This window comes from Cutibacterium sp., from assembly GCF_030525615.1.
In the GTDB taxonomy this organism is placed as follows: domain Bacteria; phylum Actinomycetota; class Actinomycetes; order Propionibacteriales; family Propionibacteriaceae; genus Cutibacterium.
Window position 1 is genome coordinate 15,213 of the sequence record NZ_JAUNEJ010000008.1, and the last position, 22,861, is coordinate 38,073.

The 22,861-nt window shown below is 61.6% G+C and carries 23 protein-coding genes; 14 read left to right on the top strand and 9 right to left on the bottom strand.

The genetic code is table 11. The features are described from left to right. Positions 1–26: 26 nt before the first annotated feature. Complete coding sequence (locus Q4B98_RS09925) at positions 27–947, bottom strand: LCP family protein (protein WP_303197202.1); 921 nt, start codon at positions 945–947, stop codon at positions 27–29. Positions 948–1,421: 474 nt separating this feature from the next. On the opposite strand from Q4B98_RS09925, the gene Q4B98_RS09930 reads away from it, so the two are divergent. Then, on the top strand, positions 1,422–2,447 hold the full coding sequence (locus Q4B98_RS09930; protein ID WP_303197160.1) for a glycosyltransferase family 2 protein: 1,026 nt from the start codon (positions 1,422–1,424) through the stop codon (positions 2,445–2,447). A gap of 2 nt (positions 2,448–2,449) precedes the next feature. On the opposite strand, the gene Q4B98_RS09935 is transcribed toward Q4B98_RS09930, so the two are convergent. Then, positions 2,450–3,181: a TIGR03089 family protein gene (locus tag Q4B98_RS09935; protein ID WP_368492346.1), complete on the bottom strand. Its 732-nt coding sequence runs from the start codon at positions 3,179–3,181 to the stop codon at positions 2,450–2,452. 76 nt (positions 3,182–3,257) lie between these two features. Here Q4B98_RS09935 and Q4B98_RS09940 point away from each other — a divergent pair, with 76 nt between their 5' ends. The 5 genes from Q4B98_RS09940 to Q4B98_RS09960 all read left to right on the top strand — a co-directional run bounded on the left by Q4B98_RS09940 (position 3,258) and on the right by Q4B98_RS09960 (position 10,447). Beyond that, positions 3,258–4,334 (top strand): mannose-1-phosphate guanylyltransferase, encoded by a 1,077-nt coding sequence (locus Q4B98_RS09940; protein ID WP_303197162.1) that lies wholly within the window; start codon positions 3,258–3,260, stop codon positions 4,332–4,334. Then, positions 4,331–5,038: a hypothetical protein gene (locus tag Q4B98_RS09945; RefSeq protein WP_303197163.1), complete on the top strand. Its 708-nt coding sequence runs from the start codon at positions 4,331–4,333 to the stop codon at positions 5,036–5,038. Before Q4B98_RS09940 ends, Q4B98_RS09945 begins: the two co-directional genes overlap by 4 nt. Positions 5,039–5,182: 144 nt before the next feature. After that, the gene (locus tag Q4B98_RS09950; protein ID WP_303197165.1) at positions 5,183–5,440 is read left to right on the top strand and encodes a WhiB family transcriptional regulator; all 258 of its coding nucleotides are present in this window, start codon (positions 5,183–5,185) and stop codon (positions 5,438–5,440) included. Positions 5,441–5,579: 139 nt separating this feature from the next. Then, on the top strand, positions 5,580–8,918 hold the full coding sequence (locus Q4B98_RS09955; RefSeq protein ID WP_303197203.1) for a glycosyltransferase: 3,339 nt from the start codon (positions 5,580–5,582) through the stop codon (positions 8,916–8,918). Next, on the top strand, positions 8,915–10,447 hold the full coding sequence (locus tag Q4B98_RS09960; protein WP_303197167.1) for a DUF5719 family protein: 1,533 nt from the start codon (positions 8,915–8,917) through the stop codon (positions 10,445–10,447). The genes Q4B98_RS09955 and Q4B98_RS09960 overlap by 4 nt, the downstream gene beginning before the upstream one ends. A gap of 12 nt (positions 10,448–10,459) precedes the next feature. Here the strand turns inward: Q4B98_RS09960 and Q4B98_RS09965 are convergent, their stop codons facing one another. After that, positions 10,460–10,879: a metallopeptidase family protein gene (locus tag Q4B98_RS09965; RefSeq protein WP_303197168.1), complete on the bottom strand. Its 420-nt coding sequence runs from the start codon at positions 10,877–10,879 to the stop codon at positions 10,460–10,462. A gap of 119 nt (positions 10,880–10,998) precedes the next feature. Between Q4B98_RS09965 and Q4B98_RS09970 the strand changes: the two genes are divergently transcribed. Both Q4B98_RS09970 and Q4B98_RS09975 read left to right on the top strand, forming a co-directional pair. Then, a complete protein-coding gene (locus Q4B98_RS09970) occupies positions 10,999–11,382 on the top strand; it encodes a DUF3499 domain-containing protein (RefSeq protein WP_303197169.1) in 384 nt (127 codons plus the stop codon). Between the two features lie 10 nt (positions 11,383–11,392). After that, positions 11,393–11,674: a Trm112 family protein gene (locus tag Q4B98_RS09975; RefSeq protein ID WP_303197170.1), complete on the top strand. Its 282-nt coding sequence runs from the start codon at positions 11,393–11,395 to the stop codon at positions 11,672–11,674. 11 nt (positions 11,675–11,685) lie between these two features. On the opposite strand, the gene Q4B98_RS10655 is transcribed toward Q4B98_RS09975, so the two are convergent. After that, positions 11,686–11,913 carry a hypothetical protein gene (locus Q4B98_RS10655; RefSeq protein WP_368492347.1) on the bottom strand — a complete coding sequence of 76 codons (228 nt, stop codon included), beginning with the start codon at positions 11,911–11,913 and terminating at the stop codon, positions 11,686–11,688. Positions 11,914–12,686: 773 nt separating this feature from the next. On the opposite strand from Q4B98_RS10655, the gene Q4B98_RS09985 reads away from it, so the two are divergent. Further along, on the top strand, positions 12,687–13,724 hold the full coding sequence (locus Q4B98_RS09985; protein ID WP_303197172.1) for a cation diffusion facilitator family transporter: 1,038 nt from the start codon (positions 12,687–12,689) through the stop codon (positions 13,722–13,724). After that, positions 13,721–14,152 carry a type II 3-dehydroquinate dehydratase gene (gene aroQ, locus Q4B98_RS09990; protein WP_303197173.1) on the top strand — a complete coding sequence of 144 codons (432 nt, stop codon included), beginning with the start codon at positions 13,721–13,723 and terminating at the stop codon, positions 14,150–14,152. Before Q4B98_RS09985 ends, aroQ begins: the two co-directional genes overlap by 4 nt. A gap of 52 nt (positions 14,153–14,204) precedes the next feature. Here aroQ and Q4B98_RS09995 read toward each other — a convergent pair whose 3' ends face one another. Then, entirely contained in the window at positions 14,205–14,447 is a 243-nt protein-coding gene (locus tag Q4B98_RS09995) for a DUF3039 domain-containing protein (RefSeq protein ID WP_004808857.1), read from the bottom strand. A 96-nt stretch (positions 14,448–14,543) separates the two neighbouring features. Between Q4B98_RS09995 and Q4B98_RS10000 the strand changes: the two genes are divergently transcribed. Together Q4B98_RS10000 and malQ are read left to right on the top strand one after the other, a co-directional pair. Then, entirely contained in the window at positions 14,544–15,344 is an 801-nt protein-coding gene (locus tag Q4B98_RS10000; RefSeq protein ID WP_303197176.1) for an RDD family protein, read from the top strand. 82 nt (positions 15,345–15,426) lie between these two features. Continuing rightward, positions 15,427–17,535, top strand: a complete 2,109-nt coding sequence (gene malQ, locus Q4B98_RS10005) for a 4-alpha-glucanotransferase (protein WP_303197177.1) — start codon at positions 15,427–15,429, stop codon at positions 17,533–17,535. A 77-nt stretch (positions 17,536–17,612) separates the two neighbouring features. Here the strand turns inward: malQ and Q4B98_RS10010 are convergent, their stop codons facing one another. Further along, positions 17,613–17,888: an HU family DNA-binding protein gene (locus Q4B98_RS10010; RefSeq protein ID WP_303197179.1), complete on the bottom strand. Its 276-nt coding sequence runs from the start codon at positions 17,886–17,888 to the stop codon at positions 17,613–17,615. Positions 17,889–18,083: 195 nt separating this feature from the next. Then, the gene (locus tag Q4B98_RS10015; RefSeq protein ID WP_303197180.1) at positions 18,084–19,424 is read right to left on the bottom strand and encodes a nicotinate phosphoribosyltransferase; all 1,341 of its coding nucleotides are present in this window, start codon (positions 19,422–19,424) and stop codon (positions 18,084–18,086) included. 75 nt (positions 19,425–19,499) lie between these two features. Between Q4B98_RS10015 and clpS the strand changes: the two genes are divergently transcribed. Both clpS and Q4B98_RS10025 read left to right on the top strand, forming a co-directional pair. Continuing rightward, positions 19,500–19,793 carry an ATP-dependent Clp protease adapter ClpS gene (gene clpS, locus Q4B98_RS10020; RefSeq protein ID WP_303197181.1) on the top strand — a complete coding sequence of 98 codons (294 nt, stop codon included), beginning with the start codon at positions 19,500–19,502 and terminating at the stop codon, positions 19,791–19,793. Continuing rightward, positions 19,790–20,350, top strand: coding sequence for a DUF2017 family protein (locus Q4B98_RS10025; RefSeq protein ID WP_303197182.1), 561 nt, complete (start codon positions 19,790–19,792; stop codon positions 20,348–20,350). Before clpS ends, Q4B98_RS10025 begins: the two co-directional genes overlap by 4 nt. A gap of 9 nt (positions 20,351–20,359) precedes the next feature. On the opposite strand, the gene Q4B98_RS10030 is transcribed toward Q4B98_RS10025, so the two are convergent. Further along, positions 20,360–20,902: a NifU family protein gene (locus Q4B98_RS10030; protein WP_303197183.1), complete on the bottom strand. Its 543-nt coding sequence runs from the start codon at positions 20,900–20,902 to the stop codon at positions 20,360–20,362. Continuing rightward, complete coding sequence (locus Q4B98_RS10035; protein ID WP_303197184.1) at positions 20,902–22,860, bottom strand: ferrous iron transporter B; 1,959 nt, start codon at positions 22,858–22,860, stop codon at positions 20,902–20,904. The genes Q4B98_RS10030 and Q4B98_RS10035 overlap by 1 nt, the downstream gene beginning before the upstream one ends. Position 22,861: the final 1 nt, after the last annotated feature.

Consider the following 22,861-nt stretch of genomic DNA (forward strand, 5'->3'; position numbering starts at 1 on the left):
GTACGGGTTGGAACAGGCCGGTGAGGTCAGGACAGCCCGGTCACTTTTGAGGTGTCACCGTTTCTCAACGCGTCCCATAGCTGGGCAGCTTTCTCGTCATTCCACAGCACCGACGAACCTGCCGAGGTATAGGCCGAGGTCGATGACAGTGGGACCGTCATCTTAATGCCGTCGCTGCCGGAAGCCTTCATGAGTCCGCGGGCGGTCTTGAGAGTGGTCAAGGCCGATGTGTCGGAGCCGAGCTTTACTGCGTGTGAGGCCGCCTTGTTGAGGTTCCAATAACGCACCGGGTTGATGAAAGTCCACGGACTCAGGGCTTTCTTTGCGACCTGGGAAGCCACCTTCTGCTGTCTCTTGACCCGCCCCAGATCTCCCAATGGGTCGGCCTTGCGCATACGGACATACCCGAGGGCTTGGACGCCATCGAGGGTCTGGGTGCCAGCGGGGAGATTGGTGTGGGAATCCTGGTCAACCATCGGCTTGTCGAGGGTCACATCGACACCTCCGACGGCGTCAACGACCTCGACGAACCCGCCCAAACCAATCTCGACATAACCATCGACGCGAAGATTGGTGGCCTTTTCGATGGTGCGGACCAGTAACTTCGCACCACCTATCGAGTAAGCGGCGTTGAGCTTGTTGTGACCGTGCTCCGGAATGGGGAGATATGAGTCTCGTGGCAAAGAGATCAGAACGTTCTTGCCGTGCGGCGGCATATAGAGCAGCAGCATGGTATCGGTGCGAAGACCGGTCTGAGTACCGGTTCCCAATTCCTTTTGCTGCTTGGTCGTGAGGTTTTGCCTCTCGTCGTTACCCACGAGGAGAACCAAGGTCCCCGGATGGCTTGCGCCTCGCTGACCATCAGGGGTGGCGTCGACAGTCTCGGTGTGACTCAACGCATAGGACGGTAAGGCGACAAGCCATACCAGCCATGCCACCAGCAGCACCATGATGACTCTGAAAGGGTGCCGACGCTTGCGGGGGCGCGGTGCGCGTGTCGGCTTTCGCGCACGAGGAGGGGCTTGACGTGGGCGGCGGGCCGATTGGCCGCTGGAGCGGTACAGATCCTGGCCCCCAGGCCGGTATAAGTTACTGGCAGGGAGTCTCGACGGCTGACGGGAGGCGGACTGGCCTCGGCTCGCTTGCGGGCGCTGACCCCCTTGAAATCCATCCGGACCACTGTGCGGTCGGTTCGAGGTGCTTCTGATTGGATCGATACGGGTGGCGTCGCTGTCGTCAACTCCATACAGCCAGTCCAGGTCAGACTGATGAGATCGCTCGTCGCGGGGACCGCTCCCAGTGTCGCGAGTAGGCATGGCTTCCACGGTAGACCCAGGTCAGCGCAGATTTGCGGGTCTTATTGGGCGAGTCCTGTGTGCCGCAGGATTCACAGGTTCTTGTGAGCTGGCAAAATGGCTTTCATGTCGTCATATCTCGCGCCTCCGGTCAGTGTTGTCATACCGGTGAGAAACGAGGAACGGTATCTCGAGGAATCTGTGTCCGGCGTCCTCAACCAGGGGTACCCGGGGCAGATGGAGATCATCCTCGTCATTGCTCCCAGCACCGATCGCACCGCTGAGATTGCCCAACAGCTGGCTGCTCAGGACGAGCGCATTCGGGTTATCGACAATCCTGACGGCACCACACCGAAAGCTCTTAACCTTGGGGTGGCCGCCTCTCAGTACGACATCATCGTGCGTGTTGACGCCCATGGGGAACTCGGCCCGGAGTACATTGCCACAGCCGTTGAGCTGCTGGAACGTACCGGAGCTGCCAATGTCGGCGGGATCATGGACGCCAAGGGGCGTACCTCCTTCGAGCAGGCCGTCGCTGTGGCTTACACCTCGAAGCTTGGCCTGGGTAACAGCGCCTTCCACCAGGGGAATGCTCCTGAGGGGCCGGCTGAAACGGTGTTTCTCGGAGTGTTCCGTAAGGCGGACCTTGAGGCGGTCGGCGGTTTTTGTCCCCAATTCGATCGCGCTCAGGACTGGGAGCTCAACTACCGTTTGCGTCAGTCCGGACGTGAAGTGTGGTTCAGTCCCAATTTGCGAGTGACCTATCGACCTCGCTCCACCGTCAAGGCGTTGGCCAAGCAGTTCTTCCGCACCGGGCAATGGCGTCGGGAGGTTATGCGTCGCCACCGCGATTCGGTGAGTCTGCGCTACCTGGCCGCTCCTATCGCCGTTGCTGGGGTGGCGACCGGAACAGCTCTCGGCGTTGTCGGAATTGTTGAGGCTGCCAAAGGCAAGCCCTGGCTGAAACGGTGGCCACTTGTCGGATGGGCGGCCCCGCTGGGCTATGGAGCCATCATTGCGATTGGATCTGCCGCGATGAAACGCGATATGGACCCCGGAGTGCGGGTCCGGTTGCCCGGGGTGCTGGCCGTCATGCACATGAGCTGGGGGGCCGGGTTCCTGATCGGTCTCGGCTCGCGTTCTGAGGATTGACCTCACATCTCGACGGCACCTTCTTGGGCGGCGATGGCAGCAACATCGTCGCTTGATTCGACGAGCACAAGTGATCCACCCCCAAGTAGGCAGCTGACGAGTGTGGTGGCGACGAGGTCGCCACCACCTTCCGTGATTCGCGTCGGGGACAGTAGCACTGGCCGATCCAGCGGCGCGACGCTGCAGAGCCGCTTCCCGGTCCATTCTTGGCGTCCCCTCAGCCATATCGACTCAGCGGCAGCGGGTCGGGCGGAGACGAGGTCATCGGGGCCAGCCAGCACGTCAGCGTTGTCGATAGCTCCTGGGACAAGGTTGTCACACGGGGTTGCCAGCGGGGAGAGGCTGCATTGAATGAGCACCTCGGGGGAGTTGACTGGGTCGGTGTCCGGGCCGATGACCTCGACGGCGGCGTCGGCCTGTCCGGTGAGGTCAACGTGCAGACCAGCCCACCAGGAGGCCAGTAGCCACACGCAGCTTGTCCAGTGGCCAGGGCGCTGTCCAAAGACCGACAATCGTGCGACATCTCCTGCGGTAATCCCCTCGGAGTCGAGCAGGTGAACTGACTTGGTTACCCAGGTCAAGAGGGTTCGGGCAGACAGTTCGCCGCGATCCGCGCCGTTGTACCACGTCAAGATGGGTTGCGCGCCGGCTTTCTCACTGCGTCGCCACAGGGCGCTTAACGGGTCGTAACTGCGGATGGCGGTCGGCCGGGTCAGGGAAACCATGGCAACCATTGTGAATGATGGAGCCGGGGGAAGGATGGAACGCTGTGGTGGTGTGGCGAACACTGTGGACAGATATTCTGTCGATATGCACCACGTTCTTATCCTCGCTGGCGGCTCCGGTACACGGTTGTGGCCGTTGTCTCGTCAGGGGGAGCCCAAACAGTTGTTGGAACTCATTGGCGGGATGAGCCTGCTGCGGATGGCCTATGAGCGGGTGGCCGGTCTCGTTCCGGACTCCAACATCTTGGTGTGTACCGGCGCTTCGTACGCCGATACCGTCGCCAAGCTTCTGCCTGAGATTCCCCACCAGAACATCCTCGGCGAACCGGTAGGGCGCGACTCCCTCAACGCGGTGGCATGGTCGGCCGGAATCGTGGCCGATCGTGATCCTGACGGCGTGATGGCTGTCGTCACCGCCGACCACATCATCCGTCCTGCTGCGGACTTTCGGGTCGCGTTGCAGCACGGGTTCGACCTTGCCAGCGCCGATCCGACAGCTCTGGTGACCTTCGGCGTGGTCCCCACCGAGCCCAATACCGGGTTCGGTTATCTCCATCGTGGAGGCCGTCTGAAGTCGGATTCTCAAGCCCACACAGTGCTTGAGTTTGTTGAGAAGCCTGCCCTGGAGATGGCTCGGAAATACCTCGATTCAGGCGAGTACTGGTGGAATTCCGGCATGTTCGTATGGCGAGCGTCGACGTTTTTGGATTGCTTGTCCCAGCTCAAACCTCAGACCCGCCACCAGGTTGATGAGCTCGTTGCCGATCCGGCTCGGATTGACGAAATCTATCCCCAGATGGAGAAGGTCTCGGTAGACATTGCGGTGATGGAACCGGCCTCCCACGGCGGGTGCGGGGTCCATGTTGCTGCGATTCCGTTGAGCATTGAGTGGTACGACGTCGGCTCCTACGAGTCCTTGGCTCCCCATCTGCGTGACGACGGCGAGGGCAATAACGTCAAGGGTCTGACGGTGACGGTCGACTCGGCGGGGAACCTTCTCATCAATAATCGTCCTGACGCCGTGCTCGCTGTGGCAGGTCTGCACGACATGGCCGTCGTCACCACCGACCGCGCCACTCTGGTGGTGCCACTGTCTGAGTCCCAGCAGGTCAAGGCTCTGGTGGCTGAGGTAGCTGCCCGTGCGGGAGGACGATTCGCGTGAAAAATGCCCGGGAATTTCGCGAGCCGATCGCGTGGACGGTCATCGTCGTCAGTATTGGATTCTTGGTAGCTTTCTTGGTCCGCGCTGTCATGATGATGATCCACGAGCACAGTGGCGTTTTCAGAATGGCTCGCAGCCTGTCCGGAAGCTCGCTGGGCATTGGTGTGGTCTTGTTGCTGCTGGCCGCAGTCATGGTGTGCCGGTTCATTCGTCCGGCAACGTCTCATGCCGCGCTGCTCGGCAAGGTGTCTGCTCTCATCGTGGCCATCGCTGCGGCATTCGACCTCATCCTTGCCGTGTTGTCTCCTATTGACGGCCCCGGGGGCTTCTTTGGCGCAGCCCTGGGTCTTTTTGGCGACCTCCTGGCTATCGCCGTCAAGGTTCTGGCGGCGTGGGTGTTGTTGGTGCTGACGCGGCCCGAGGCGGCTTCATCTGACGACGTTGAGGATTCCGGTGACGAGCCGGACGAACCGGAGCACGAAACCACAGACCACCGTGCTGTGACTCAGAACGACCAGGACGAGTTCAGCTGGCCGGAAGGAGTCGGTGCGGTGTGGACGAGAGCCGGGGATGCCGCAAGCGGAGCAGGAGGGTCGACATGGGGTCCTGGGCAGATCGGGAACGCTCAGAGTTGGGCGAGCGATTCGACGTCTGGGACAGCAGGCGACACAGCAGACCAACAGTGGCCGCATGAGCGTGGATAAGGCAAAACCATACGGTGCCGTGGTCTATTGCCACACTGGTATCGGTGGGTTTTTGCTGAGACAGAGTCGCGCACTGAATCTCACGCGTGTAGTTTTGGGGACGGCGCGGAACCCGCCGCGTCTGATCTCGAGGAGCTTCCCCCCATGGACGAGATTCTGACTTTGCTTGCCGGAGGCGGTGACGAAGAGCCGGAGTGGCATGACAAGGCGTTGTGTGCCCAGACCGATCCGGAGGCATTCTTCCCTGAAAAAGGCGGATCCACCCGTGAGGCCAAGCGTATTTGTGAGTCCTGCGAGGTACGTCAGGAGTGCCTGGAATATGCCCTTGAGAACGACGAGAGATTCGGTATCTGGGGCGGGATGTCGGAGATGGAGAGGCGCCAACTGCGTAAGCGGGCGTGACTATTCTGGCGTCAGCCCACGGTAAGGAAGAGAACCCGGTAAAATTGCCCGCCCGGAGTTGCCGTCGACTCGATTACTATCGGGGATATGCGACGTGCGCACCGGGTCCCATGACGTCGACGAACAGGTGGTCTACCAGGTGAGTGACGAGAAAGACCCGGTGCAGACCACGCCAGACGAGGAACCTGGCCGTAGCGACGCTCCACGCACGGCGGAGGGACTGACAGACTGGACTATTCCCGTCATCCCGTCGGTGCGTGTTGATCCGCAGGACTGGGCATGGGCGCGGGAAAGCCGTAACCCCGATGTCCCCGATATCACTGCCGATGAAGTTGCGGTCATCCTGCTTGTTTACCAGGCCGCCGACTGGCTTCCGCGAACCCTCAACGCCCTGCGTCGCAGTGATGAGAGGGCCGCAGTACAGATTGCGGTCGACCTCGGTTCCACTGATGAGTCCAGAAATTTGCTGGAAGAGGCTGTCGGAGAGGGGTTGCTAGAGGGCTGTGTGACCGCCAGCGCTGACACCACCCCTGGCCAAGGCATTGACCTGGCCATGGACCGCCTTCCTGACGACATCAGCCATTTGTGGATCCTGCATGACGATGTTGAGGTACGTCCGGACTCCTTGAGTTCGCTGCTGCGTGAAGCTTCTCGCAAGCCCCACCCCGACGTCTTGTACCCGACCTTGCTCAAGCCAGCTCGTCATAATTATCCCGAGTTCATTGATGAGCAAGGTCAGAGTGTCAGTACTGGCGGCACTCGCGTTTTGCCCGTCGTAGATCGTGGCGACATCGATCAAAAACAGGCCGATCCCGGCCCTATTCTGGGGGGATCAACGGCTGGCATGTTCGTTCAGGTGCAGGCGTGGCACCGCCTCGGTGGATTCGATCCTGCTCTTCCGCTTTTCCGTGACGGCGTAGATTTTGGATGGCGTGCGAATGAGGCCGGCATGGTGGTGCGTACTGCTCCGACGTGCACCATTCACCACCGTCAGGCTGGTCGAGGGTGGCAACGCGAGTCAACCTTGGCTCCTCGTCCGGACGTCACGGACCGTCTTGCAGGGATGCGCATGGTCGCAGCTCGCACCGGTCACCCCACCCGCACCAGTTTCGCCTTATTGCTGGCCAGCCTATGGCGATTCATCGTTCTCTTAGTCGGTAAAGCCCCGTCGCGCGCTGCCGACGAGTGGAGAGCCGGATGGCAGCTGTGGAAGACCCGTCCAGTGACCCGGGAGATGTCGCAGCGGCTGCAGGAATTCCACGCCCAGTGTGACCCTGACGATCTGGAAAACACCAACCGCCTATTGCCTACCCGACGCAGTGTGTGGGTCCGAGCCGTTGACCGTTACGCCGGTGACCTCTCTGACCGGATACACCCGTGGCGCAATGAGGACGGCACGACGATCGACGACCTCACCGGCGATGACTTCACAGCCCGTGACCATCGTTGCGTGGTTAATCCCTACACCCTCATGATCGGGCTCATGGTGCTGTGTGGACTCATCGCTTGTCGTGGTCTATATGGGTCGGGCAGTGTGACGTCGACCTGGCTTGAACCGGCTCCACATGGACTGTCTGGCGCCTGGCACCGGTGGCTCACAGCGATTCCGGGCGTGACGGGAGCCAATGCCCCGTGGCTGGCATGGCCGGCTTTCGGGTCCGTCCTGACGATTGGCGAGCCGGAGATTCTGGTACGCATCCTGCTGATCGTCACCCCGTTATTGACCGCAATGTCCGCGCATCGTCTTTTCCGTCGCGTCATTGGTATTGGCGTGACGACCGTGCTGTTGTCCAGTATTTGGGGATTACTGCCGGTCCTCACCGGTGGTTTGGCGCGCGGTTCGGTGACAGCTCTAGCGCTGGGGATCATTCTTCCGCACATGGCATTACACACTTGGCGTCTGGTGAACGGCGGAACCGTTGACGTCGCCGAGCTGCGTGGCGCAGGAATTGGTAGTCGTCAGGTTGGAGGGGTCTCTTCTGCCGGTGGTCTAGCTTTGTGGTCAGCGCTGGCAGTTAGCCTGGTTCCGGTGTTGTGGGTTTACCCGCTGGCGGTGGCCCTCGGGATTGTCATGACTCGGCAGCGTCGCCCGCTGTTGGCGGCCATCGTCGCGGTGGGGCCGCTGGTGGTCATTTCGCCGTGGATTCCTCAGCTGTTGAGTGAGCCCGGACGGATCGTGACTGGGGCTGAACCGCTGCTCAACCCTGGCGTGGAGACCCGGGCCGGGTTGTGGTTGTTGGTTGGGAGAGCGATCGTCCCTGGCACAGCCCCGACTGCTTTCGCCCTGCTCGCCATGATCCCGGTGTGGATCGCGGCAGTATGGGCGGTATGTCGCCTCGTCATTGACCGGTCGGCCTCCGTTGGGTCCCTCACTGGGCACCCGAGAGGCCGGGTGGCGGCCCTCACCGTTGTGTACCTGCTGTGCCTGGTTCTCGCCGGTATCGGGGCGCGTGTCCTCGTTGACGTCTGGGGTGTCCGCGTCCATCCGGCCATTGAGCCATGGCAGCTTTTAGGCGTTGGCGTCCTCTTGGTACTTATCGCAGCAGCACGTCAGTCAGCCCTGCTCAAGCGGGCCGAGGCCGATCATCATCCCGCTGACGAATCCCCGACTCTCGGAGAACTCTTGGCCAGTATTGGTAACCGATGGTTGCCCTGGGTGATGGCGGTTTCGGTCGCCGCAGGTGGCCTGTGGTGGCTGGTCGGAGGGGTTCGAGGTCCGATGTCGATCACATCTGAAATGCGTCCGGCATACGTCACTGCGGTGGAGGGTTCGCCGCGTCATACCCGCACTCTTATGGTGAATGTGCACGGTAGCGACGCCCGATGGAATCTTGTTGACGCCGAGAACCCAAGCTGGGGGAGTGGCGAGCGCCCTGCCATCTCTTCCGATGATCGGATTGCCGACTCCGCTGCTGATGTGGCGTTGGCAGTGGCGACGGGCGCCGTCCCCGACGACCTGGCGGACCGACTGTCGGCGCTGGGAATTGGTCATGTCTGGCTGCGAGGGGCAGGAGCTGACGTCGTTGCCCAGGTGGGCAATGCAGCTGGTCTGACAGCTGCCAATACGGATCCGACGACGACCGTCTGGACTGTTGATGGGCAGCCGTCCAGGGCGGTTATCCGTACCGCTGGGGGAGAGCAGAAGCCCGTTACCGGAAAGGTGACGACCTCAGGGACCTTGGCGATCCTGGAACCACGTGACGACCGGTGGAAAGTCGAGGTCGGTGGTACCGAGCTTGAGCGAATCGCACAGCTCAAGATTGGACAGTCCTACCAAGTCGGATCGGCTCGCGGTGATGTGACCTGGTCGATGCCGACTCAAGGATGGGCTTGCGCTATTGAGGTGGTGGCTGTGCTTCTGCTGGCGCTACTCGCCGGCCCCCAGATAACCCAGCGCAACCGTGCCGTCACCCCCCGTCGTTCTGCCCCCGCCCGAGGCCGTAAGGCCCGCCGTAATCGTCGTCAGGAGGAATCATGAGCGAGCGTCTACGTCGCGCCCTCGCCGATGACGAGGAGTCCGGGGAGATTCAGCCGGTTGAAGCTGCCCCTGCCAGACGAGCTGTCGAGGTTGAGGACTCCGGCGAACATCCGGTGGCGCGCCCAGCTCGAGCCGTGGACTCTGACGAGGACACAACGGTGGTCGTCGAGACGGTTCAACCCGTCGCACCGGCGGAATCCGAGCCCAAACCGGTATCGGCGGCCGATTCCTCGGGCACCAAGACCGCCCTCCCCTGGAAGGGTCCCATGTGGGCAGTGGCCTTGACTGCGGCAGCCATCGTCGTGTCGTTAATTACCACAGCAATCCCGCAGTCCCAGCGCACGGTTCCGGCCGCTCAGCTCATTTCGTCGGGACGAACCCTGTTCTGTCCGCCGTCCCAGGGAAAGGCCAACCTCTCCGCTGGCACGATGGGCGGCAATGTTCAGGTCGGTACGTCCTCGGACAACCTGTCTGAGAAGCCGCTTCCTGCTGTGACGAAGATTGACAACTCCGCTGGGTATGTTCGCTCTGTGGCAGGGCAGCGTCCGCCGACCGGATCGGCCTTGTCTGCTGAAAAGGGCATGACCACATGGGTCCCCTGCGTCGGTGCGGCCACCGGCGGTGCGGTGAGTCTGACCAACCCGTCCGCCTCCGATCTTGTCGTCGTCAACTCGGATACCCGGGCGGCCACAGTTGATATTGCGTTGTTGGGTGCCACAGGTGACATCGACAGTGCCGGTATGCGCGGTATTCGGGTATCTCCCGGTCAGACCAAGGTGCTGCCATTATCGGCGTGGGCCAACGTCAGCACGCCCGTTACCGCCCTCGTCGACTCCAGGGAGGGGCGAGTCGTGGTCGGTGCTCGTACCTGGGCTCCCAAGGGCCGAGAGACAATCGCGATGGCGCCGGCTGACAAGACGGTCTACCTGCCCGGGGTCCCGGCGAAGGTGTCCACCGCCACCCTCGTCATCGCCAATCCCGGTACGGCCCGGTTGAGTGTGTCCGTCACGGCCCTGGCCGGCCGCGGCTCGTTCACCCCCGAGGGCGCTGACGAGATTGACATCGATCCGCGCTCGACGATTCAGGTCGACCTGGCAAAGGCGTTGGCGGGAGAAGCCGTCGGTCTCAAACTGTCGGCCAATGATCCGCTGGTGGCGAGATTGTTCGTGCAAGGTAAGCAGGGCACCACGGACTACGCTCTGGTTGGTCCCGGTACGCCGAGTAAGGTGCTGCAACAGACCCTCGGTGCCGACGGCACCCTTGAGTTGTCGAATCCTGGTCGAGACGCTGTGACATTCACGGGCACGCTGACAGCCGATGGGGGCAAGCAGACCGCGCTCAATGGAACTGTCCCGGCAGGGTCGACGTGGTCCGGGAAGGTTCCGGGGGTAGGCCACCTGCACATTGAAGGGTCAGCTCCGCTCACGGGCGCAGTGGTGTCGTCCAGCGGTCTGGCTGTTTTGCCGTTGGACGCGGTCGCCACCTCGACGAACGGGCGTCGCGCCAGCGTCGATCCGCAACTGCGCTGAGCGACGGCGACCTCAGTCGTCGATACTGGGGTCGATCTTCTCCACCGGAAGACCGGTCAACGCTGATAACTGTTCGACCAGGGTGCGGTGAACGAGGATGGCTAAGCCCCGACGGCTGGCGACTCTCAGTTCGAGGGGACGTCGATAAAGAACGACTCGAGCAGGGGAGTCGTTGCTGCCATCGACTGCTGACGACAGTGGAACCTGCCCCTCGGTCCACTCCGGCATGGTGGGAACGTCCTCGGCCCCGACGACGACATCGTCCAAAATCCCGGGACACGACCATTGCACCTTGCCGACGGCCTCAGCCAGACACGTCGTGAAGAATTCAGCGTCGGTGGGGTTAATCCGGTCGATTCGCCCGCCATGGGCACGTGGCAGGACGACCGGCCCACGGGGCCCACGACCATGACGGTTTCGACGCTTGGACATGACGCCACTGTATTGCGAATGCGCCAGTGCTGCGCACTTCCCGGCACGCCATATTCTTGGTCGACGGTATGTCCCGGTACCCGCGTGGCATAACAGTGAAAACGTAACCGTGGCGTACCGTGCCGTGGGTGAGAGAGTGCATTCGTCCCGGATGTTCCCGACCGGCAGTCGCGACACTCACCTATGTGTATGCCGAGCGCACTGCGGTTCTTGGACCGTTGGGACCCAGCCGAGAACCAGGTGCATACGACATGTGCGCTGACCATGCCGAAGCCCTCTCAGCCCCGGTGGGATGGGAAGTGATCCGGCTTCCAGGCATCGATGGTCCTGCCCCGGCACCGCCGGCGGACGACCTCATGGCCCTCGCCGCTGCCGTGCGCGAAACGGGGATGCTTGAGGGCGAAGTTCTTCCCGAACCTGACCCGGCGTCGGTACATGTGTTGGGCCGTCGTGGTCACTTGTCGCTGATTACGGACGCCAGTCGTGACGCGCGAAACTACTAGGATGACGGATATGCCTGATCTACCGCTGGTCCCTGAGGCACTTGACCTCTCCCCGGCGTTCCTGGAGGTGGCGGCCTGTCCGGCGTGCCATTCACGGTTCGCCCTCGATTTCGACAGCGGGGAGCTGGTGTGTTCCTCACCGTCGTGTGGGCTGGCATTTGCGGTGCGTGACGGCGTACCTGATCTTCGCTTGGACGCTGCTCGTGAGCGCCGAGTGGGTTCACAGCACACCGGTTCACAGGGCACTGAGGCTTTCGAGTCCACTCGTCGTCACGAGACGAGACCGCAGTGACCTTCGACGACTCACGTCTCGACGCTCCGCTGGACCCGCTGACTGAGGGGGTCTTGCGACATCTGGCGAGTACCGGAGCGCGTATCCGACGCGACTCGGCTGATCTCGACGACGTGCGCCGAACCGTCAATGAATGGGGACGACCACGAGGAGTTCTTGTCGTCGGCCCGGAAGCCCGCCTGGTGCGCTCGGTTCTGGAACCGGGGTGTCCGGTGCCACTCGTTGCGTGGGCATTCCAGCGGCTACCGGCATGGGTGGGTCCCCTGGACCTTGTCGTCGTCCTTGACACTGACGGCCAATGTGCTGCGCAGGTGGCGGAGGCGCGCCGTCGAGGTAGCGCCATCATCTTGGCCTCCACCGAGGACACTGACTCGTGGCGTGTTGCCGGTAACCACGGCACCGCCCGCATTCCGATAGCTTCCAAGGACTTCATGTCAGCCGCAGTTGCTGCCCTGTCTGTGCTGGGAGATCTTGGTCTGGGTCCCGCCGTCGATCCCGGTCAGGTTGCCCGCGTGGCGGACATGGTGGCTGAACTAGCCTCGCCGCACCGCGATCTGGCGGTCAACCAGGCTAAGGACCTGGCCTGTGCCTTGGCCGACGCCGAACCACTGACCTGGGGCGGATCGGTGTTGGCCGCCCGGGCGTCTCGCCGACTGGCCGAGTGGATGCGCCGGGCTACCGGTCGTATTGCGCTATCGGCTGACGCCGTTGCGCTGCGTCCCATCATCGAATCTGCACCTCGACGAAATCTCTTCGCCGATCCTGACCTGGACGGCGAACTGCGCCGACCGGTACTTGTCGTCATGGACGACGCCGAGACCGGACACGAGGCCGTTCGCCACGACTTGGAGCACCTTTGTGCCGTCCACGACGTGACGGTGCGCAGCGTCACTCTGCCGATGGGTATCGATGAAAGGTCCTCCCCGATGGACCGCTACGTCGCCCTCTTACTGCAGGGAAGTTTCGCCGCCGTCTACCTGGCCCTCGGGCTGGGCCGTCTGGAGGAGATGTCATGAGTCAGTCTGAAGAAGCTGACGGGTCGAACGAGACCAAGGAACCTGAGAAGCCGAAGAAGGAGGGCGGAGGCCGCAAAGCGATTATCGCTGCCGCCACCGCCAATCTTGCAATTGCGGCAACGAAAGCTCTGGCATGGGTTCTTACGGGTGCCTCTTCGATGCTTGCTGAGGCCATTCACTCGGTAGCTGACACCACCAACCAAATTGTGCTCATGGTGGGTGGCAAGAACTCCCGCAAGAAAGCTGACGAGGACCATCCTTTCGGCTACGAGAGAGCCCGGTATCTTTCCGGCTTCATCGTTGCTGTGGTCATTTTCAGTGTGGGTGGACTGTTTGCCCTGTATTCGTCGTACCAGAAGATTCGCGACACTCTGGCTGGCAAGCCTGACGAGCTGCTTGATTCACAGTGGTGGTGGGTGCCGCTGGTCGTGACCCTCATCTCGGCTTGTGCCGAGGGGGCCAGCCTGCACACCGCTCTCAAGGAAAGCAAACCCGACCGCGATGGTATGACGATCTTGCAGTACATCCGCAAGGCCAAGGCCCCGGAGCTGCCGGTGGTCATGATGGAAGATTCCGCAGCCGTCATCGGTTTGCTGCTCGCATTTCTGGGCGTCGGCCTGACCATTCTGACGCACAACCCGATTTTCGACGGTATTGGTTCGGGTTGTATCGGTATCCTGCTGGTCGTCGTCGCAGGGATTCTTTCTCGCGAGATGAGATCGTTGCTGGAAGGGGAGTCAGCGACTCCGGAATCTCGCAAGGCCATTCACGATGCGCTCGTGAGCACTAACGGCGTCGATTCGGTGATTTACATGAAGACGCTCCACCTGGGGCCTGACACCATCTTGCTGGCTGCCAAGATTGCCGTCGACCCGGGAGATTCGGCCCTCGAGGTGGCGCGCATTATTGATGATGCCGAGGTAGCTGTCCGTGCCGCTGAGCCGCTTGTCGGCCCGCTCTTCCTCGAACCAGATATTCGATACGGCGATCGCCGTATCAAGGACAACGAGAAGCGACCGGAGGATGACGTATGAGCAGGTCTGTCACAGTGCTAAATGGCCCGAATCTGGGGCGGTTGGGCCGACGCGAACCACAGATCTATGGGACGACGACTCACGATGATCTGGTACTTCGGCTGATTGATTACGGTCGCGAACTTGGCCTCAACGTCGATGTGCGTCAGACCGACTCCGAAGAGCTGATGATCGCGTGGATCCATGAGGCTGCTGACAAACGCACCCCGGTTGTCATCAATCCCGCAGCCTGGAGCCATTACAACATCGCGATTGCCGATGCTGTCGCCCAGTTGGAGGCTCCCTGTATCGAGGTACACATTTCCAATATCGCCACCCGGGAAGAGTTCCGTCACCACAGCGTGATCTCGGCATACGTCACCGGGACAATCGTTGGACTCGGCCTGAGAGGCTACGAGTTGGCTCTCTCCTGGTTGGCGACGTCCTGACGCGGTGTTGTTGAAGGGACCCTCGCGGCGTCGTCGAAACGACGTGGGATGCTTAGCGCTTCATGGACTCGAAAATCTCCTTGCACTCCGGGCAGACAGGGAATTTGTCCGGATTGCGGGAGGGCACCCACACCTTGCCGCACAGCGCGACGACGGGGGTTCCGTTGACCATGGCGTCGGTGAGTTTGGCCTTCGGAACGTAGTGCGAGAATCTCTCGGCGTCACCATCATCAAAGGATGGACGAGTCTTCTCCTCGACTGCCGTACTGGAACCTGGTGCCACCTGTGTACTCATGGTCAACCAGTGTACGTGCCTGGCCATGGATGACGCCTGGTCCAGCTGGAAGCGGACGTAATTAGCTTCAGTGGCTTCACGTGGGAGAATGGACCGGTGACGAATGCGACTCCTCCCCCGATGGGCTGGTACCCCGATCCTGCCGGAAGTGAACAGGAGCGGTATTGGGACGGCGAACGTTGGACCCGCAATCTTCGAAATCCCCCCGAACCCGAACCGGCTGGTCACGTACCTGAGACGCTGGCCCCGGTGACACGGGTGCCGTCGTCGGCAAGGCAGACGCCCCCTGCGCCACGCCACGCCGGTGCGGACGCGCCTCGTAGCAAATGGGGTACCACCACTGACGGTGTGCCCTTGGCTGGGTGGTGGTGGCGTGTTTTGTCGACCGTCATCGATTTTGTCCTGGTGTGGGTCATTGTCGGGATTACTATGCGCGCGAAGATCGCCAGCATCATGGACGGTTACCAGACGTTCCTGGAAGACGCGATGCGCAAAGTCAGTGCTGGAGCAAGCCCATCTGACGTCATCACGGCGCAAGCGTTGGCCGAGGCAGGATTCGTGCTCGACATGACGAATCTGATGGGCGCGGTCATCATTTCGCAGGCCATTTATCAGTTCATCATGCTGGCGGCCTGCGCTGGCTCGGTGGGCCAGCTGGTCTGTGGGTTGCGCGTCGTGACTATCAACCAGGGCCAGGATCATCGCCGACTGGTGTGGTGGCGTGCCCTGCTTCGTGCTACGGCTTGGGCGTGCGTGGAGTTCGGTAACCAGGTCATCGTGCTGTTGACCCCGTTCAGTTATTTCATGCCGTTGTGGCAGCGTTCTCGTCAAACCATCCACGACGCTATCGCTGGCACCCAGGTGGTTCGTCCGGTTCGCCAGCGTAACGCCGAGTAGATTTTCGTTCCGGCTGGGCGATGAGGTCGTCCCCGCTACTTGTCCGTATCAATCCCGCCCTGCGGGGCGCCGAAAGGCCGTCATGTCTTTGACAGATCCCCACCTGACGACCCTGGCCGATCATTTCGGTATCTCTCGTGCCTATCACGATTGGAAGGGTCAGTACACCGAGGTTGAGGAGGCGACCATCATCGCCGTCCTTGCCGGTTTGGGTGTCGATGCGTCGACCCCGGAATTGGCCGAGAGGGCGTGTCAGGAGGTTGTCGACCAGGCTTGGCGTCGTGTCCTTCCGGGCATTGTCGTGTTACGCCAGGGACAGGAAGGACGTGTCGACGTCCACGTCAGTGCCGGAGAATGGGTCGAGGTTCATATCGTCAGTGAGGACGGCCACCGCAGAGAGTGCTGGCAGGTCGACAATTGGAACCCGGATCGCCAGGTTGAGGGACGCTGGATCGGTGAGGCCACCTTTGGTATTCCTGCTGACCTTCCGCTGGGATACCACACCATCGTCGCGACGACGGCGGAACATCGCGCGACCTCCACCTTGGTCGTCTCTCCGAATTGGCTCGGTCTGCCCAGATCGATGGGCTCCTCTCGAATTTGGGGCCACGCAGTGCAGCTGTATTCGACCCGCTCCCGTGCGTCGTGGGGGATGGGTGATCTCGCAGACCTGGCGGATCTGTCTACCTGGTCGGCGACTCAGGGTGCGGACTACGTGCTCGTCAATCCACTGCACACCGGCCAGGTCGTCTCCCCGATCGAGCCATCACCGTATTTGCCCTGCAGTCGTCTGTTCCTCAACCCGCTGTACGTGCGTCCCGAGGTCATCCCCGAATTCGCAGATCTCGACTCCTACGAGCGTTCCAAGGCTCGCTCTGCCCAGGTTCACGCCGCAGCAGCCATTGAAACCATCGATCGTGACCGCTCTTGGGACTCCAAACTGCCGGTGCTTGAGGCTATCCATGCCCTCGGCCTGGCGGGGTCGCGAAAGCTGTCCTATATGGCTTTCCGCAGGTTGCGCGGCACCTGTCTGGTTGATTTGGCCACATGGTGTGCGCTAACCGAGGTTTACGGCAATAACTGGCATGAGTGGCCCGAAGAGCTTCAGCGTCCTGGCACCGAGGCCGTCTCGCAATTCGTGTGCGCCCACGAGGATCGCGTTGACTTCTTCATGTGGCTGCAATGGATTGCTGACCAACAGCTGTCAGCTGCCCAGTCGGCTGGACGTGACGCAGGGATGTCCGTGGGCCTGGTGTGTGACATGGCTGTTGGGGTCTCTGGGGCCGGAGCTGACGCGTGGATGCTTGGGAAGCTGTTTGCCGATGGTGTCTCTGTCGGCTCCCCGCCTGACGCTTTCAACCAGACTGGTCAGGAGTGGGGCCAGCCACCGATGCGCCCGGACATACTGGCCGACATGGCCTATCAGCCTTTCCGCGACATGGTTCGGGCCGCCCTGCGCCATGCGGGCGGCATTCGTATTGACCACATTCTCGGCTTATTCCGGCTGTGGTGGGTTCCAGCCGGTCTCGGTCCGCGCATGGGTACCTACATCCGCTACGACCACGAAGCCATGGTCGGCATTCTGGCCTTGGAGGCCTACCGGGCAGGCGCCCTCGTCGTGGGTGAAGATCTTGGCACCCTGGAACCGTGGGTGCGCACCTACTTGCGCGAGCGCGGGATCATGGGAACTTCGGTGCTGTGGTTCGAGAACGGGGATGACGGTCGTCCTTTGCCTCCCGAGCTGTGGCGCGAGTACGCCATGAGCTCGGTGACTACTCACGACCTGCCGCCCACCACCGGATACTTGGCTGGTGACCATATCGAGGTGCGCAGCGAACTTGGACTGCTGACGGAATCCTTGGAGCACGAGCGGGCCGAGGCAGCCCAGCAGACGGAAACTTGGATCAGCATCCTGCGGGAGCGCGGCGTGCTTGTGGGGGATAAGCCTTCGGAAGAAGACATCGTGTTAGCCATGCACCGTCTGCTCACTCAGACGCCCTCGAAGGTACTCAACGCCACCCTCACCGACGCCGTGGGGGATCGGCGTACCCAAAATCTGCCCGGTACCACCAATGAGTACCCAAACTGGCGAGTCCCGCTCAGTCATCCGGACGGCTCACCCATGTGGCTTGAGGAGGTCTTCTCCGATGAGAGAGCGGCGCGACTGTCTGCCGTCATGAACGAGACGTGATGTGCTGAAAGACACGTATAAAAACGGGGGTCCGGTACCTGACGGCACCGGACCCCTACAGGTCAACAACCCGAGTCTCAGTCGGCAACAGCCTTCTTAAGGGTGCTGGAGGCCGAGATCTTGACGGCCTTGTGAGCCGGGATGGTCATGGACTCGCCGGTGCGGGGATTGCGGCCATTGCGCGCGGGACGCTCGACGGCCTCGGCGGTGAACAGACCAGGAAGCTGCACCTTGTCGCCCTGTGCCAGGGCGTTGGTGATGACGTCGGTGAGAGCCTTGACGGCCTCGTTGGTCTGGGCCTCAGTGAGCGAGGCCTGCTTAGCGACGGCCTTGATGAGCTCGGACTTGGTCATGGGGTCTCCTCAGATGGACTATGTTCGGTTATCGGCTTCTTACCGTTTCCCTCATAAAAAACATTACCGGGTGTCGGTCCTCAGTCAAGCCCAAATGCGCTTCAACAGCGGGGTTTCCGGCCATTTCGAGGCAGTGTTTACCTGATTGCCACATCTGGAGTAGTCGAGGCAGCTTGCTGGGCCAATGAAGAATACTTAGGACAGGGAAGCACCCAGAACGGTATCAGCACCGTCATCTCCCTGCTTCACCATGATGGTCGGAATGGCTTGGTCACCACGAGAAATACGTCGTCCAGAGACGGGTAGCTCTGCAATGGCAGCTTGGTGACGCTTGCGCGCGGTCTCCAAAGGCTCGCGTCCCACGACCTCACCGTCGACAACGAGAGGGACGATGAGGTTACGGTCATGACCTTCAGTACCGGGCTGTTGTCCAACTGCGACAACCTCGGCGGTGGCAATCCCGTCCGAACCAATGCGTCGCACCGCGTATTTGCGTCCGCCCACGGTGTTCTTGTGAGACGACCGCTTGGCCACCGGTAGCAGCTCTGCGTCCGGGGCGTTCGATGTCGCCCGGGCCACCAGCTTGTAGACGAAGGAGCAGGTCGGCGCTCCCGAGCCGGTCACGAGGGAGGTGCCGACGCCGAAACCATCGACGGGGGCGCCGCGCAGTGCGGCAATCTGCCATTCGTCCAGGTCACTGGTGACGATGACGCGGGTGTGGGTGGCTCCAAGGTCATCGAGCAGATCACGGACTTGACGGGCCACGATTGACAGGTCACCGGAGTCGATACGCACCGCGCCAAGACGTCCCTCCGTGAGCCGGACAGCGGTGCGGACGGCGTTCTCAATGTCGTAGGTGTCGACCAGCAGAGTCGTCTTTTCGCCGTACGCAGCCAGTTGAGCGCGGAAGGCGTCTTCCTCGGTGTCATGAAGGAGGGTAAAGGCGTGGGCGGCGGTGCCGGAGGTCGGGACGCCATAGCGAATCCCGGCAGCGAGGTTGGAGGTTGGGCCGAATCCAGCGATCCAGGCGGCGCGAGCGGCAGCGACGGCGGACTCCTCGTGGGTGCGCCGAGAACCCATCTCGATAATGGAGCGGCCCTCGGCCATCATGACCATCCGCGAGGCCGCCGAGGCGATCGCCGAATCATGGTTGTAAATGCTCAGCAGCAGGGTTTCGAGCACGCAGGCTTCCGCGAAGGTGCCCTCGACTGTCAGCAGCGGGGACCCGGGGAAGTAAAGATCTCCTTCAGCGTATCCGTAGATGGACCCGGTAAAACGGTAGTTCGACAGCCACTCAGCCATGTGCGGGCCGACGACCCCGGTCTTCTCCAGGAAACAGACTTCTTCATCAGTGAACTGGAAGTCTTCCACCGCGTCGAGGACTCGCCCGGTGCCAGCGACAACGCCGTAGCGACGTCCTTCGGGCAGACGGCGCGGGAACAACTCGAAGACGCAACGACGGTCAGCGGTTCCTGAAGCCATGGCAGCCTCGACCATGGTCAGCTCGTAATGGTCGGTGAACAATGCGGTCGACATGGGCCACAGTTTACGAGGATCGAGCGTTCCTGTCGGTGCGGTTCGAGTGTCTGCGACGGGTGCCAAAATGGACCTATGTCTGTAGCCACTGCGGAACCCATTGCACAGACCGACCGTCTCACTGATGAGCAATCCACATGGACGACAGTCGTCTGGGACGACCCGGTGAACCTCATGGACTACGTGACGTTGGTGTTCATGAGGTATTTCGGTTATCCCCGGCAGAAAGCGGCGCAACTCATGATTCAAGTCCACAACCATGGTCGGGCGACGGTGGCCGAGGGGTCCAAGGAGGAGATGGAGACTGCGGTACACGCTATGCACAGTTACGGGCTACAGGCGTCAGTCGAAAAGGGCGGACAGGAATGAACATTGCGGGCACTCGGAACCGGTGGGTCTGGTACTTGGAACCTCGCGAGATCGTCGGGATCGAGATTGCTCTGAGCTACTACGTCGAGGCGTTGTCCCAGTTGCGTGTCACTCCCGCTCGTCCCACCTGTCAGACAGATCCTTTTGCGTTGTGGGAGAGACAGTTTTCCGGCCCTCAGGAGGACGACGAGGTACGCCGGGCCATCCTGCCGAATGCCTACCGCGACGACGAACTCGCTGACGCCCAGTTCCATGACAGCCATGACGCCGAGGAGGTCGCTGCCCGGTGGGAAGACGCCCAGGAATTGCAGACTGATCTGGAGACTCTGCACCAAACTGGCTGTATCTCCATGAATCCCGAGGTGACGCAAAGGTGGCTTCGCACTGTCAATGCGCTGCGAGGGATGATGGCAGCCAGGCTGGCAATAACCGATCAGATCAGCGCCGACGAAGTCGCCAGGGCTGCTCGAGAGAAGCCTGACGCCCAAGAAGAGTGCGTCTACGAATGGCTTGGATTTGTTGTTGAGATACTCGTCGAGGTCGAGTTGTCTGAGTGAGCCTGAGCCTCAGACCTCGTGTACGGTGACGGGCGCGCGTAACCGCAAGCTGAGCTGTCGTTCCAGTCGCTGGCGCATAGTGATGACGGCTGCCGGACATCCCCGGCAAGCACCTTTCATAGCCACCCCAACGGTGTGCTGTCCGTCGTGGACTGTGACATCGACCAGCTCGATCGACCCGCCGTGCATAGCAGCCACGTCGCCTACGGGTCCAGTGATGAGTTCGTCAGCGCAGCGCCTCAGGGTCTCAACCTCGTCAAGGGGCTGAGCATCGGGTCCGCCTACCCAATCGTCAGTACGCTCTAAGGCGACTGTCAGCGCCGTCCGGAACTCGGCGCCGATGTGTGACCAGCTGTCATCAAGGGCAGTGGCAATGATGGCACCAACCGTCGCCTCGACTCGTACCCGACCTAGGAAGTTATCAAGACCGGGTGCGCTCACCAACTCCCCGGCGAAGGGCAGCGCCACCCCGGACACCACCCAGCGCAGGGTTGCGGGGTCCGAGGTGGCTTCTGGATGTACTGCCGTGGAAGGGCGAGAGGCAAGTTTCATCAGATCACCAGGTTCGTCACGGTGCGACCGATGAATGCCATCACCCACGCCAAGACGAACATGTACCCGAAGGCGATCGCCGGCCACTTCCAGCCACCGGTCTCTCGTTTCATGACCGCTACCGTTGACATGCACTGCAGGGCGTAGGCGAAGAACAGGATAAGAGCCACGATGGTTGCCGGAGTGAAAACCTTTTCGCCCTGGTGCTCACCATCTGTCCACGTCCAACGGTCGATCTGCTCGGAGACTTCCGCGTCGTCCTCAGGATCAGTAGCTGACGCCATCTGGCCGAGCGTCGAGACCGCCACCTCGCGGGCAGCCAGGGAGCCGATGAGGGAGACGTCAATTCGCCAGTCGAATCCCAGTGGCTCGAACACTGGCTCGACAGCCTTACCAACCCCAGCCGCGATGGAATGATCCATGGTGTAGGCGGCTACTGCCACGTCATCGCGCGGATCGACCCCGGCCTTCGTGAGGTCAGCTTCGGATCGCATGGGGAACGTCGTCAAGGCCCAGATGACGATGGTTGTCAGCATGATGATGGTGCCGGCCTTGTGCAGGAAGGCCTTGGTGGGTTCCCACATCGCAATTCCTACGGAACGCAGAGTCGGAATGCGGTACGGAGGCATTTCCATGTAGAAGGGCAGCAGGAGTCCGGACCGATCGGTGATTTTCTTGACGACCCATGCCGCCATCATCGCGGAGAACCCACCCAGGAGGTAGAGCAGGAACATCGTAAATCCCTGGCCGGAGAATGGCCCGACCTTGGCGGTGTCGGGGATCAGCATCCCTACCAGCAGTACGTAGACCGGCAGGCGAGCTGTACAGGTGGCGAGCGGGACGCCAAGCATGGTGGCGATCCTGTCCTTCGAGGAAGGAATGGTCCTCGTAGCCATCACACCGGGTATGGCGCAGGCAAAGGAGGACAGCATGGCCACGAAGGCGCGTCCCTCCAGCCCGGCACGACTCATCACCTTGTCCATCAGGAATGCTGCCCGGGACATGTAACCCACTGCGTCGAGGATGGCCAGCAGGAGGTACATCAGCACGATCTGGGGAATGAAGACCAGCACCGAACCAACGCCGCCGATGATTCCGTCACCTAACAGACCGGCCAGAATCGGATTCGAGACATGGGAGTCAACCCATTCACCGAGCCAGCCGAAGAGGCCATCAATAGCGTCTTGGAAGGGTGCGGCCCAGGTGAACAGCGCCTGGAAGAACAGGAACATCACCAGGAAGAAGACGATCGTTCCCCACACGGGGTGAAGCAGTACCTTGTCGATACGCTCAGTGCGGGCGTCGGGCTGGGGGTCGTGGTAGCCGACACTGCTGAGGATGGAGTCGACCCATCCGGCGAGTTCTTCGGCGTCGGTAGGAGGGGCGACAGACGGACGGTTCCAGGTCTGCCAGGTGGTGATGAGGCGACGGAGCTCCCCAATACCGATACCGCGATTAGCGACCACAGGCACCACCGGTACGCCCAAGGCTTGGGACAAGGCGGCGGTGTCGAGGCTGCCGCCACGGCGGCGCAGCTCGTCGGTCATAGTGACGACGACAGCAGTAGGGAGGTTTCGCTGCAGCGTCTCTGCGAGCAACAGCAGGGATCGGCGCAATGCTGTCGCGTCGGTAACGACGAGGACGGCGTCGGGGGCTTCAATTCCCTCGATAGTCCCCTCCAGAGCGTCGGCGACGATGGTCTCGTCGGGGGAGATGGGAGTCAGGGAATAGGCGCCAGGGAGGTCTTCAATGTTGTATTTGTCCTTGCCGATTCGGCAGACGCCGGTAGTGCGGGAGACAGTGACACCGGGGTAGTTGCCGGTTTTGGCGTGGAGACCGGTGAGCCGGTTGAAGACCGACGTCTTGCCGCCGTTGGGGGAACCTACCAACGCCAGTTTGGGTGATCCCACCACCGGTTTAGTCGTGGGATCGGCGTGGCAGGAGGTCGTTACAGTCATG